An 11,692-nucleotide genomic window follows, 5' to 3' on the forward strand; every position below is an offset into this window, starting at 1 on the left:
AACTGCCGCCAACCCCTACTCCCCCGCCTCCGCCAGCTTCTCGCGGAACGGATGCGCCGGGTAGACCCCCAGGATCTTCACCTCCTTGGAGAAGAAGGCGAGCTCGTCGAGCGCGCGGCGCAGCGCCGGATCGTCGGGGTGACCCTCGACATCGGCATAGAACATCGTCGCCGCGAAATGCCCGTCCACCATGTAGCTTTCCAGCTTGGTCATGTTGACGCCGTTGGTGGCGAAGCCGCCCATCGCCTTGTAGAGCGCGGCCGGGAGGTTGCGGACCTGGAAGATCAGCGTCGTGACGATCTTGCCCGTGCCCTGCCTCGCGAATTCCGGATATTTCGAGAGGATCACGAAGCGCGTGGTGTTGTGCTTCTCGTCCTCGATATCCTCCATCAGGATCTCGAGCCCGTAGACCTCGGCCGCGATATGCGGCGCGATCGCAGCGCGCGACGGGTCGTCGGCTTCCGCCACCTGCCGGGCGGAGCCCGCCGTATCGGCCGCGACCTCGGCCTTGAGCCCGAGCTTGCGGATGATCTTGCGGCATTGGCCGAGCGCGTGGATATGGCTCTGCACGGTCTTCAGCGTCGCCAGCGTCGCGCCCTTCACCGCCATCAGGTGGAAGCGGATCGGCAGGAAATGCTCGCCGATGATGTGCAGCCCCGAGCGCGGCAGGAGATGATGGATGTCGGCGACGCGGCCGGCGATCGAATTGTCGATCGGGATCATGCCATAGCGGGCCGAGCCGTCGCTGACGGCGGCGAGCGCGTCCTCGAAGGTGGCGCAGGGCAGGAGCTGGCAATCCGGGAAGGCCTGCAGCGCCGCCTGCGAGGAGAAGGCGCCGGGTTCGCCCTGGTAGGATACGATGACGGACATGGTGTTCAGGCTCCGGCGGCGGTTTTGAGGACCGCGCGGGCGCGGTCGAGATCGGGCGGGGTGTCGACGCCGCGCGGGACATGGTCGATGATCATCGCATCGATGCGCATGCCATCCTCCAGCGCCCGCAGCTGCTCGAGGCTCTCGCGCTTTTCCAGCGTCGATTGCGGCAGGCCGACGAAACGGTCGAGCGCGCGGCGGCGATAGGCGTAGATGCCGACGTGGTGGTAGAGCGGCCCTTCGCCATAGGGCGCGGTCGCGCGCGTGAAGTACAGGGCGCGCAGCCGGCCCGGCGCGACGGGGCTGCCGATCAGCTTGACCACGCTCGGCGCCGTCTTCTCCTCCTCCTCCGTGATCAGCCCGACCAGAGTGGCGATGTCGACCGCGGGGTCCGACAGCGGCAGGATCGAGGCGGCGATGGCCGCGGGTTCGAGCGTCGGGAAATCGCCCTGGACATTGACGATGACGTCGTGAAGCCCGTCGGGATCGAGAATGTCGGCGGCTTCCTTGATGCGGTCTGAGCCGGAGGGGTGGGCCTCGCTGGTCATCACCGCGCGCCCGCCCGCGGCCTCCACGGCCGCGCAGATCTCCGCTGAATCGGTCGCGACCGCGACCGGGCCGATGCCGGCCGCCACCGCCTTGCGCCAGACGCGGACGATCATCGGCTCGCCGTGAATGTCGGCCAGCGGCTTGCCGGGCAGGCGCGTCGCCTTCATGCGGGCGGGGATCAGGATCAGCGGGTCTGACATCGGCAGGGAGCTCGGCGGGGATGGCAGGGGCGACCACCGTCGAAGGCGGCGCGTAAGCGGCGGGGAGGCGTCAATAAGTCTCAAAGCGGATGGTGCTTATACGAGTTGCAAAGAAGCGCGCAAAGCGGTTAAGCAACGCGCGGGTGTCGGGGCTTTTCAGGCTTCGGCGAAGCCGTTGTCTAGCCTGCCGCGCTGTCGCGCCCGCAGGCCCGAGGGTTCGGACGCGATGAATATCGAAGCCAACAAGATTGCCGGCGCGGTTCTCTCCACGCTGCTCGTGGTGATGGGTCTCAACATGGTCTCCGGCATCGTCTTCGCGCCCAAGAAGCCGGCGGTTCCCGGCTTCGACCTGCCCAGCGACGAGCCGACCACCGCGGCTGCCGGCCCGGCCGCCGCGGCCGAGGAGCCGATCGCGGTGCGCCTCGCCAAGGCCGATCCGGCGCGCGGCGAGAAGGCGATCGGCGCCTGCAAGGCCTGCCACACCTTCGAGAAGGGCGGCGCCAACAAGGTCGGCCCGCATCTCTACGACGTCTATGCCCGCCCGAAGGGGTCCGTCGCCGGCTTCGGCTATTCCGCCGCGATGAAGTCCAAATCCGGCGAGGCCTGGGAGGCCGAGCAGCTCGACGGCTTCATCAAGAACCCCAAGGCCTATCTGCCCGGCACCTCGATGGCCTTCGCCGGCGTCGGCAAGCCCGATGCCCGCGCCGACATCGTCGCCTATCTCAACACGCTGGCGGATGCGCCGAAGCCGCTGCCGAAGCCCTGATCCCTCGCGGGCGGAAGTCCGGCGGCACGCCGATATGACCCAGCCGGGCCCCTGCGCCCGGCTTTTTCATGCGCTCGCCTTGCTGCCGCCGCGAGGCCAGCGCACTGCCCATGGTGTCTTGGTCACTTCGCGACATAATGAGACGCGAATCGCACGGGAGACGGGACCGATGTTGAAGCGCCCCACACGCCGCGGCGTCCTGCAAAGCGGCGGCCTGCTGGCCGCTGCGGCCGCTTTGCCGCGATCTGTTCGACCCGCTTTCGCCGAAAGCGCCGAACTCCATGGTCTCTCGACCTTCGGCGAATTGGGGCTGCCGGCCGATTTCCCGCATTTCGGCTATGTGAATCCGAAAGCCCCCAAGGGCGGCACGCTGACCATGCAGATCAAGCGCGGCAGCGGCAATCAGAGCTTCGACACTTTCAATACGCTCAACACCTTCGTGCTGCAGGGCGATGGTGCGGCGGGGATGGACGCCTGTTTCGACACGCTGATGACCGGCTCCGGCGACGAGCCGGGCGCGCTCTACGGGCTGCTGGCGAAGAGCGTCTCGGTCTCGGCCGACCGGCTGACCTACCGCTTCCGCCTGCGGCCCGAGGCGCGTTTCCATGACGGCTCGCCGGTGACGGCCGGCGACGTCGCCTTCTCGATGCTGCTGCTGAAGACGAAGGGCCATCCCTCCTACCGGCTGATCCTGAACGAGCTTGTCGCGGTGGCGGCCGAGAGCCCGGAGCTGGTCGTGGTGACATTGTCGCCGAAGCGCAGCCGCGACCTGCATCTGATCGTCGCCGGGCTGCCGGTGTTCTCGGAGAAATACTGGTCGTCGCGCAATTTCGAGGCCTCGACGCTGGAGCCGCCGCTCGGCTCCGGCCCCTATAAGGTCGGGCGCTTCGAGCAGGGCCGCTTCATCGAGTTCGACCGCGTGCCCGATTATTGGGGCAAGGACCTGCCGGTGAATATCGGCACCAATAATTTCGACCGGGTGCGCTGGGAGTATTTTCGCGACCGGCAGGTGGCGTTCGAGGCTTTCAAGAGCGGTGTCATCACCTTCCAGGAGGAGTTCACCTCGCGCATCTGGGCGACGGGCTATGATTTTCCCGCGCTGCATGAGGGCAAGGTCAAGAAGGAGGCGCTGCCGAAGACCGAGCCCGTGGGCTCCCAGGGCTGGATCTTCAATCTGCGGCGGGAGAAATTCGCGGATCCGCGGATTCGCGAGGCGCTCGGCCTCTGCTTCGATTTCGAGTGGACGAATAAGAACATCATGTTCTCGTCCTTCAGCCGGATGACCTCCTATTTCGAGAATTCGGATTCCAAGGCGGTCGGCAAGCCCTCGCCGGACGAGCTGAAGCTGCTCGAGCCCTTCCGCGGCCAGGTGCCCGAGGAGGTCTTCGGCGAACCCTATCTGCCCCCGGTCTCGGACGGCTCCGGCAGCGACCGCGCCCTCTTGCGCCGGGCCGACGAGATGCTGCGCGCCGCCGGCTGCAAGCGCGAGGGCAATGTGCTGAAGCTGCCGAACGGCCAGCCCTTCGAGATCGAGTTCCTGGATTCGCAGGGCGCGCTGCAGCCGCACACCCAGCCCTTCCAGGCCAATCTCAAGCGGCTCGGCATCACCGCCACGTCGCGGATCGTCGACGCTTCGCAATATCAGCGCCGGCTGGACGAGTTCGATTTCGACATCATCAGCCGGGCGCTGGGCGGCAGCGCCATCCCGAGCGATTCCCTGCGCATCGTCTACGGGTCGCAGGCGGCCAAGACCCGCGGCTCGCGCAATGTCGGGGGCATCGCCAGCCCGGCGATCGACGCGATGATCGACGCCATCGGCCAGGCCGACAGCTATGCCGAGGTGGTGGTGGCGGCGAAATGCCTCGACCGGCTGCTGCGGGCCGGCCGCTACTGGATCCCGATGTGGTGGAACGCCAGCGAATGGCTGGCCTATTGGAACATGTTCGACCACCCGCAGACCAAGCCCAAATATTCGTCGGGCGCGCCGGGGCTGTGGTGGTACGATGCCGAGAAGGCAAAGCGGATCGGGAAAGCGTGAGCATGACAAGGCGATCGACGCCACCCGCATGGCCTGCCGTCATTGCGAGGAGCGTCAGCGACGAAGCAACCCAGCGGCGGGCGGTGGGCGCTCACCCCCTGGGTTGCTTCGCTACGCTCGCAATGACGGGGACCTCAACCGTCATTGCGAGGAGCGATAGCGACGAAGCAAGCCAGCGGCGCGCGGTCGGCCACCCCCTGGGTTGCTTCGCTGCGCTCGCAATGACGGGGTCCTACACCGTCGTTGCGAGGAGCGTCAGCGACGAAGCAACCCAGGGGGACGCGGTGGATCACCCCCTGGGTTGCTTCGCTGCGCTCGCAATGACGGGTCACGAGCCTGGAGCGACCCGCGCATGCTGAGCTATATCGCAAGGCGCATCGCGCTGATGGTGCCGACGCTGTTCGGCATCCTGCTGATCTCCTTCGTCATCGTGCAATTCGCGCCCGGCGGCCCGGTCGAGCGGGTCATCGCCCAGTTGCAGGGACAGGGCGGCAACGCCTCGGACCGGGTCGGCGGCGGCTCTGGCGGCGATAGCGGGGCGCAGCTCGGCGGCGATTCCGGCAGCAGCTATCGCGGCGCCCAGGGGCTCGACCCGGCCTTCATCAAGGAGCTGGAAAAGCAGTTCGGCTTCGACAAGCCGGCGCATGAGCGCTTCCTGAAGATGCTCGGCGACTATGCGCGCTTCGATTTCGGGCGCAGCTATTTCCGCGACGCGCCGGTGCTGCAGCTGATCAGGGAGAAGCTGCCGGTCTCGATCTCGCTCGGCCTGTGGATGACGCTGCTGTCCTACGCCATTTCGATCCCGCTCGGCATCCGCAAGGCGGTCAAGGACGGTTCGCGCTTCGATACCTGGACCAGCGCCGTCGTCATCGTCGGCTACGCCATTCCCGGCTTCCTGTTCGCGATCCTGCTGATCGTCCTGTTCGCGGGCGGGTCCTTCTGGCAGATCTTCCCGCTGAGGGGGCTGCATTCCGACAATTGGGAGCAGCTCAGCCTGATCGGCAAGGCCGTGGACTATCTCTGGCACATCGCCCTGCCGGTCACCGCCATGGCGCTGGGCGCCTTCGCCACCTCGACCCTGCTGACCAAGAACTCGTTCCTGGATGAGATCCGCAAGCAATATGTCCTGACCGCGCGGATGAAGGGGCTTTCGGAGCGCGGTGTGCTCTATGGCCATGTCTTCCGCAACGCGATGCTGATCGTGATCGCCGGGTTTCCCGGCGCCTTCGTCAGCGCGCTCTTCGCCGGCTCGCTGCTGATCGAGACGATCTTCTCGCTGGACGGGCTGGGGCTTCTCTCCTTCGAGGCGATCGTCAACCGGGATTACCCGGTCGTCTTCGCCAATCTCTACATCTTCTCGCTGATCGGGCTGATCGTGCATCTCATCACCGACCTCACCTATACCTGGGTCGATCCGCGCATCGATTTCGACACGCGGGAGGCCTGAGATGAGCGAAGTCCTGCTCGAGGCCCCGCCCATTGCCCCGCGCCCGGTCGAGCGGGCCCATGCCCCGGCCGAACCCGGCCAGGGCTGGCTGAAACTGTCGCCGATCAATCGGCGCAGGCTCAACAACTTCAAGGCCAATCGCCGGGGCTGGTGGTCGCTCTGGATCTTCCTGACGCTGTTCGTCCTGTCGCTCTTCGCCGAATTCCTGGCCAATGACCGGCCCCTGCTGGTGCGCTACAAGGGCGAGTTCTTGTTCCCCATCGCGAAGACCTATCCGGAAGAGAAGTTCGGCGGCTTCCTGGCCACCACCGATTATCGCGACCCCGTCATCGCCAAGGAGATCGAGGCGAATGGCTGGGCGATCTGGCCGCCGATCCGCTACAGCTACCGCACCCATAATCTCGATCTGCCGGTGCCCGCCCCGGCGCCGCCGACCTGGATGCTCGAGGACGAGCAATGTCGCGCCGTCGCCGAGCGGCGCGGCGGCACCGGTTGCCGCGATCTCGAATGGAACTGGCTCGGCACCGACGACCAGGGGCGCGACGTGGTGGCGCGGCTGATCTACGGCTTCCGCATCTCGATCCTGTTCGGGCTGATCCTGTCCTCGCTCTCCTCGGTGGTCGGCATCGCGGCGGGGGCGATCCAGGGCTATTTCGGCGGCTGGACCGATCTCATCTTCCAGCGTTTCATCGAGATCTGGACCTCGATTCCCGCGCTCTATCTGCTGATCATCGTGGCCGCGATCATCACGCCGAGCTTCTTCGTGCTGCTCGGCATCCTGCTGCTGTTCTCCTGGGTCGCGCTGGTCGGCGTCGTCCGGGCAGAATTTCTGCGCGCCCGCAATTTCGAATATGTGCGGGCGGCGCGCGCGCTCGGGCTCTCCAACCGCGCCATCATGGTGAAGCACCTGCTGCCCAACGCGATGGTGGCGACGCTGACCTTCCTGCCCTTCATCCTCAACGGCTCGATCACCACCCTGACCTCGCTCGATTTCCTCGGCTTCGGCCTGCCGCCGGGCTCGCCCTCGCTCGGGGAGTTGCTGGCGCAGGGCAAGTCGAACCTGCAGGCGCCATGGCTCGGCCTGTCCGGTTTCGTCGTGATCGCGCTGATGCTCTCGCTGCTGATCTTCATCGGCGAGGCGGTCCGGGACGCCTTCGATCCGCGCAAGACCTTCGCGTGAGGCCTGTGCTAGGATCGCCGCAGCGAGGATCGATGCGATGAACAGGATCGTGAGGGAGCATTATCCGGTGGAGCGGCTGCCCGAGGATTTGCGGGCGGAGCTGGGCCTGGCCCGAACGGCGAAGATCGTCATCGAAGTGGAAGAGGATCGGTCCAGGAGCAAGGCTCGGGCGGATGCGATCGCCGATCTGCTCGAGCATCGGCGTGGACTGGCGCCGTCCCCGGATGATTCAGTGGCGCGGGTGCGCAAACTTCGCGACGAGTGGGATGGCTAGCGGCATCGATGGCGCTTCTTTACCTCGACGCTTGCGCGCTGATCGACGCGAGAGAAAAGTCCACGCCGGGCAGCCGCGCATTGGTCGATCTCATCGCTGAAGGCTCGGGCACCGAGACGCCGTTCATCACGAGCGACCTCACACTCCTCGAGGTCTTGACGAAACCCAATCAAGGCCTGATCGATCGCACGTCGGATCGAGAGGACCCGGCGAGCCGGGCGAACCACGACTGGTATCTGAAGAACCTCGTTCCAGACGGTCTGCTTTTCCGGACGATGCCTCTGCACCGGGAGATCTTGCTACATGCTGCGATCATGCGTGCCCGGATCCCATCTCTGAAGACGCCTGACGCCATCCACGCAGCCACCGCCCACCATTTCGGCTGCACTCATTTTCTGACAGGAGACGCAAAGCTGATGCGGGGCATGGAACGGGATGCTGCTTGGCTGATGTCTCCAGATCGCTTCACCTTCGTGCAGTTGACGGCTGCCGCCCTGGACGCCTTGAGAACCGAGCTCTTTTCGTGACCCCCTCCCCGCTCCTCTCCGTCGAAAACCTCTCCGTCACCTTCCGCCAGGGTGGGCGCGAGACGCTCGCCGTCGACGGCGTCTCCTTCCATGTCGCCAAGGGCGAGACGCTCGCCATCGTCGGCGAGTCCGGCTCGGGCAAATCCGTCTCGGCCCTCTCCATCCTCAAGCTGCTGAACTACCCGGCCGCCCATCACCCGTCCGGCCAGATCCTGTTCCACGGCCGGGATCTGATCGCCGCCGATGAGGATGCGATGCGCAAGGTGCGCGGCAACGACATCACCATGGTGTTCCAGGAGCCGATGACCTCGCTCAACCCGCTGCACAGCATCGAGCGGCAGATCGGCGAGATCCTGGAGTTGCACAAGGGCCTGCGGGCCGAGGCGGCACGGGCGCGGACGCTGGAGTTGCTGGCGCTGGTCGGGATCCGCGACGCGGAATCGCGGCTGGGCGCCTATCCCCACCAATTATCGGGCGGGCAGCGCCAGCGCGTGATGATCGCCATGGCGCTGGCCAACGAGCCCGAGCTGTTGATCGCGGACGAGCCGACCACGGCGCTCGACGTCACGGTCCAGGCGCAGATCCTGGCGCTGCTGAAGGAGCTGCAGACCCGGCTGGGCATGGCGATGCTGTTCATCACCCATGATCTCGGCATCGTCCGGCGGATCGCGGACCGGGTGGCGGTGATGCTGAAGGGCAAGATCGTCGAGCAGGGCCCGGTCTCGGAGATTTTCGGCCAGCCGCAGCATGAGTATACGCGGCGACTGCTCGCCGCCGAGCCGAAAGGCCGCCCCGCCCCGATCCCGGAGGGCGCCGCGACCCTGCTCGAGGCGGGGCCGATGAAGATCTGGTTCCCGATCAAATCGGGCTTCCTGCGCCGTACGACCGGCCATGTGAAAGCGGTCGACGGCATCGCCATCCGGGTGCGGGAGGGCGAGACGCTGGGCGTGGTCGGCGAATCCGGCTCCGGCAAGACGACGCTCGGCCTGGCGATCCTGCGGCTGATCTCCTCGGAAGGGCCGATCGTCTTTCTCGGCGACCGGATCGACGGGCTCAACGCGGCGCAGGTGCGGCCGCGCCGCAAGGACCTGCAGGTGGTGTTCCAGGACCCTTACGGCTCGCTCTCGCCGCGCATGTCGGTCGCCGAGATCGTGGCCGAGGGGCTGACGGTGCAGAAGCGCGGGCTGAGCTATCAGGACCGGCGCGAGGTGGTGGCGGGGGCGCTGCAGGATGTCGGGCTCGACCCCGCCGCGATGGACCGCTACCCGCATGAGTTCTCGGGCGGGCAGCGCCAGCGCATTGCGATCGCCCGCGCCATGGCGCTCGACCCCCGCTTCATCGTGCTGGACGAGCCGACCTCGGCGCTCGACATGTCGGTCCAGGTGCAGATCGTCGAGCTGCTGCGGGATCTGCAGGCGCGGCGAAGGCTCGGCTACCTCTTCATCAGCCATGATCTGAAGGTCGTGCGTGCCATGGCGCATCGGGTGCTGGTGATGCAGAACGGCAGGATCGTCGAGGAAGGGCCGGCGGAGGAGCTGTTCGCCGCGCCGCGCGAAGCCTATACGCGGGCGCTGCTCGCGGCGGCGCTGAATGTCGAGCATATCGGCGCCGTCGCCGTGAAGGAGTGAGCATGGCGCGCGCCATCCTCATCGTGCTCGACTCCGTCGGCTGCGGCGCGGCGGCCGACGCCGATCTCTATGGCGATGCCGGGGCGGATACGCTCGGCCATATCGCGCAGGCCTGCCGCAACGGGCGCGGGGACCGCGAAAACCTGCGCCGGGGACCGCTGTATCTGCCGAACCTCACGCGGCTCGGTCTCGCCCAGGCCTATCGCGCCTCGACCGGCCGGGATCTGGCGGGCATCGTGCCGGCCGCGGCGCCGCAGGGGCGCCATGGCTTCGGCGTCGAGATCAGCCAGGGCAAGGACACGCCGTCCGGCCATTGGGAGATCGCCGGCTGCCCGGTGCCGTTCGATTGGGGCTATTTTCCGGATACGCGGCCGGCCTTCCCGCCGGCGCTGGTGGCCGGGATCGTCAGCGAGGGTGGGCTGCCCGGCATTCTCGGCGATCGCCATGCCTCGGGCACGGCGATCATCGACGAACTCGGCGCCGAGCACATCCGCAGCGGCAAGCCGATCTGCTACACCTCGGTCGATTCCGTCTTCCAGATCGCCGCCCATGAGCAGCATTTCGGGCTGGAGCGGCTCTATGGGCTCTGCCGGATCGTGCGTCGCCTGGTCGATCCGCTCCGGATCGGGCGAGTGATCGCGAGGCCTTTCGTCGGCAGCCCCGAGACCGGTTTCAGCCGCACCGGCAATCGCAGGGATTTCGCCATCCCGCCACCCGGCGAGACGCTGCTCGACCGTCTGGCGGCGCAGGGGCGGAGCGTGGTCAGCGTCGGCAAGATCGGCGACATCTTCGCCCATCGCGCCACCGGGGAGGAGATCAAGGCCTTCGGAAACGCCGCCATGTTCGAGGCGGCCCTGTCGGCGCTGGAGCGCTTGCCGGAGGGTGGCTTCGTCTTCGTCAACCTCGTGGATTTCGATACGGAATTCGGCCATCGGCGCGACGTGCCGGGCTATGCCGCCGCGCTCGAAGCCTTCGACCGCACACTTCCGGCGCTCGAGAAGCGGCTGCGGCCGGGGGATCTGGCCGTCATCACCGCCGACCATGGCAATGACCCGACCTTCAGGGGCACGGACCATACGCGCGAACATGTGCCGATCCTGGCCTTCGGCCCCGGCCTCGCGGCGGGCGCGATCGGCCGGCGCGACAGCTTCGCCGATATCGCCGCGAGCCTGGGCGACTGGCTGGGCGTGGGCTCGGTCGGGCCCGGCCGGAGCTTTCTGTGAGGCCGCTCGGCTGCGCTCAAAGCCGGCTCAGCTCTTCAGCCGCTCCTTGATCCGCTTCATCAGCCCGTCGCGGACGTCACGATAGGCGTCCAGCACCTGCTCGCGCGATCCCTGGAAGGCCGTGGGATCGACGGTCGGCCAGTATTCCACCTCGGCGGCCGCGGTGCGCGTCAGATCCAGCGCCTTGTGATGGGCCTCCGGCGAGAGCGACACGATCAGGTCGAAATTCAGCCCCTCCCACTCCTCCAGCTCCTCGATCGATTTGGGTCGGTGCTTATGCGCGTCGATGCCGATCTCGTCGAGCACCGCCAGGGCGAAGCCGTCGACCTCGCCCTTGCGCGCGCCGGCGGATTGGACATAGACGGATTTGCCGAAGAAATGCTTGGCCATCGCCTCGGCCATCGGCGAACGCACCGCGTTCTGCGCGCACATGAAGAGCACGCTCTGCACCTTGCGGGGCGCCTTGGGCTCCACTCTCAGCCCTTCCAGTGCAGGGCGTAGATCAGCGTAAAGAGACGCCTGGCGGTGTCGTGGTCGATCTCCACCTTGCTGGCCAGACGGTCGACCAGGATGCCGGCGGCCTCGTCGTGAAGCCCGCGGCGGCCCATGTCGATCGCCTCGATCTGCGAGGGGGTGGCGGTGCGGATGGCGGCATAATAGCTTTCGCACACCATCTGGTAATCCTTGATGATGCGCTTGAACGGCGTCAGCGAGAGGTGATGGGTGACCAGCGGCGCCCCATCCGCCTGCCTGATCTCGAAGACCAGCCGGCGCTCGACCACGGCGAGATGGGCGAGATAGGGCCCGCCCTCATGGCCCGGCACCACGAAATGGTTGCGCTCGATCAGATCGTAGATCGCGATGGCGCGCTCATGCTCCTGGTCGGGCGTGCCGCGCCCAAGCGAGGATTCGTCGAGCGTGACGCCGATCAGGCACTGGGTCTGCGACATGCCGCCTCCGCTCGCTATCTGTCCGGGGGCATGCTGGCGC

At 66.9% G+C, this 11,692-nt stretch carries 12 protein-coding genes; 8 read left to right on the forward strand and 4 right to left on the reverse strand.

From position 1 onward, the window contains the following. Positions 1 to 15 precede the first annotated feature (15 nt). Positions 16 to 870: a prephenate dehydratase gene (locus tag ASG72_RS01825; RefSeq protein WP_056708120.1), complete on the reverse strand. Its 855-nt coding sequence runs from the start codon at positions 868 to 870 to the stop codon at positions 16 to 18. Between the two features lie 5 nt (positions 871 to 875). Continuing rightward, a complete protein-coding gene (locus ASG72_RS01830; RefSeq protein WP_056708123.1) occupies positions 876 to 1,619 on the reverse strand; it encodes a 3-deoxy-manno-octulosonate cytidylyltransferase in 744 nt (247 codons plus the stop codon). A 226-nt stretch (positions 1,620 to 1,845) separates the two neighbouring features. Between ASG72_RS01830 and ASG72_RS01835 the strand changes: the two genes are divergently transcribed. The 8 genes from ASG72_RS01835 (at position 1,846) to ASG72_RS01875 (ending at position 10,702) form a co-directional block, all read left to right on the forward strand. Then, the gene (locus ASG72_RS01835) at positions 1,846 to 2,385 is read left to right on the forward strand and encodes a cytochrome c family protein (protein ID WP_056708126.1); all 540 of its coding nucleotides are present in this window, start codon (positions 1,846 to 1,848) and stop codon (positions 2,383 to 2,385) included. Positions 2,386 to 2,554: 169 nt separating this feature from the next. Beyond that, positions 2,555 to 4,423: an extracellular solute-binding protein gene (locus tag ASG72_RS01840; RefSeq protein WP_056708128.1), complete on the forward strand. Its 1,869-nt coding sequence runs from the start codon at positions 2,555 to 2,557 to the stop codon at positions 4,421 to 4,423. A gap of 352 nt (positions 4,424 to 4,775) precedes the next feature. After that, complete coding sequence (locus ASG72_RS01850) at positions 4,776 to 5,870, forward strand: microcin C ABC transporter permease YejB (RefSeq protein ID WP_056708131.1); 1,095 nt, start codon at positions 4,776 to 4,778, stop codon at positions 5,868 to 5,870. A gap of 1 nt (position 5,871) precedes the next feature. After that, a complete protein-coding gene (locus ASG72_RS01855) occupies positions 5,872 to 7,050 on the forward strand; it encodes an ABC transporter permease (protein WP_082539999.1) in 1,179 nt (392 codons plus the stop codon). A 37-nt stretch (positions 7,051 to 7,087) separates the two neighbouring features. Beyond that, the gene (locus ASG72_RS01860) at positions 7,088 to 7,324 is read left to right on the forward strand and encodes a hypothetical protein (RefSeq protein ID WP_056708144.1); all 237 of its coding nucleotides are present in this window, start codon (positions 7,088 to 7,090) and stop codon (positions 7,322 to 7,324) included. An 8-nt stretch (positions 7,325 to 7,332) separates the two neighbouring features. Further along, entirely contained in the window at positions 7,333 to 7,851 is a 519-nt protein-coding gene (locus ASG72_RS01865) for a PIN domain-containing protein (RefSeq protein ID WP_056708145.1), read from the forward strand. Further along, a complete protein-coding gene (locus tag ASG72_RS01870; RefSeq protein ID WP_056708146.1) occupies positions 7,848 to 9,479 on the forward strand; it encodes an ABC transporter ATP-binding protein in 1,632 nt (543 codons plus the stop codon). The genes ASG72_RS01865 and ASG72_RS01870 overlap by 4 nt, the downstream gene beginning before the upstream one ends. Positions 9,480 to 9,481: 2 nt before the next feature. Continuing rightward, positions 9,482 to 10,702: a phosphopentomutase gene (locus ASG72_RS01875; RefSeq protein ID WP_056708147.1), complete on the forward strand. Its 1,221-nt coding sequence runs from the start codon at positions 9,482 to 9,484 to the stop codon at positions 10,700 to 10,702. 27 nt (positions 10,703 to 10,729) lie between these two features. Here the strand turns inward: ASG72_RS01875 and ASG72_RS01880 are convergent, their stop codons facing one another. Together ASG72_RS01880 and ASG72_RS01885 are read right to left on the reverse strand one after the other, a co-directional pair. Next, positions 10,730 to 11,134 carry a low molecular weight phosphatase family protein gene (locus tag ASG72_RS01880; RefSeq protein ID WP_082540108.1) on the reverse strand — a complete coding sequence of 135 codons (405 nt, stop codon included), beginning with the start codon at positions 11,132 to 11,134 and terminating at the stop codon, positions 10,730 to 10,732. 44 nt (positions 11,135 to 11,178) lie between these two features. Next, a complete protein-coding gene (locus ASG72_RS01885) occupies positions 11,179 to 11,652 on the reverse strand; it encodes a UPF0262 family protein (RefSeq protein ID WP_056708149.1) in 474 nt (157 codons plus the stop codon). Between the last annotated feature and the right edge of the window lie 40 nt (positions 11,653 to 11,692).

The organism is Allobosea sp. Leaf344 (assembly GCF_001426225.1).
GTDB lineage: Bacteria > Pseudomonadota > Alphaproteobacteria > Rhizobiales > Beijerinckiaceae > Allobosea.

Excerpts from the sequence above, each read along its gene's own strand:
- ASG72_RS01860 (WP_056708144.1), top strand. The coding sequence starts at position 7,088 with ATGAACAGGATCGTGAGGGAGCATTATCCGGTGGAGCGGCTGCCCGAG.
- ASG72_RS01875 (WP_056708147.1), top strand. The coding sequence starts at position 9,482 with ATGGCGCGCGCCATCCTCATCGTGCTCGACTCCGTCGGCTGCGGCGCG.
- ASG72_RS01825 (WP_056708120.1), bottom strand. The coding sequence starts at position 870 with ATGTCCGTCATCGTATCCTACCAGGGCGAACCCGGCGCCTTCTCCTCG.
- ASG72_RS01865 (WP_056708145.1), top strand. The coding sequence starts at position 7,333 with ATGGCGCTTCTTTACCTCGACGCTTGCGCGCTGATCGACGCGAGAGAA.
- ASG72_RS01850 (WP_056708131.1), top strand. The coding sequence starts at position 4,776 with ATGCTGAGCTATATCGCAAGGCGCATCGCGCTGATGGTGCCGACGCTG.
- ASG72_RS01830 (WP_056708123.1), bottom strand. The coding sequence starts at position 1,619 with ATGTCAGACCCGCTGATCCTGATCCCCGCCCGCATGAAGGCGACGCGC.
- ASG72_RS01835 (WP_056708126.1), top strand. The coding sequence starts at position 1,846 with ATGAATATCGAAGCCAACAAGATTGCCGGCGCGGTTCTCTCCACGCTG.
- ASG72_RS01855 (WP_082539999.1), top strand. The coding sequence starts at position 5,872 with ATGAGCGAAGTCCTGCTCGAGGCCCCGCCCATTGCCCCGCGCCCGGTC.
- ASG72_RS01880 (WP_082540108.1), bottom strand. The coding sequence starts at position 11,134 with ATGTGCGCGCAGAACGCGGTGCGTTCGCCGATGGCCGAGGCGATGGCC.
- ASG72_RS01840 (WP_056708128.1), top strand. The coding sequence starts at position 2,555 with ATGTTGAAGCGCCCCACACGCCGCGGCGTCCTGCAAAGCGGCGGCCTG.
- ASG72_RS01885 (WP_056708149.1), bottom strand. The coding sequence starts at position 11,652 with ATGTCGCAGACCCAGTGCCTGATCGGCGTCACGCTCGACGAATCCTCG.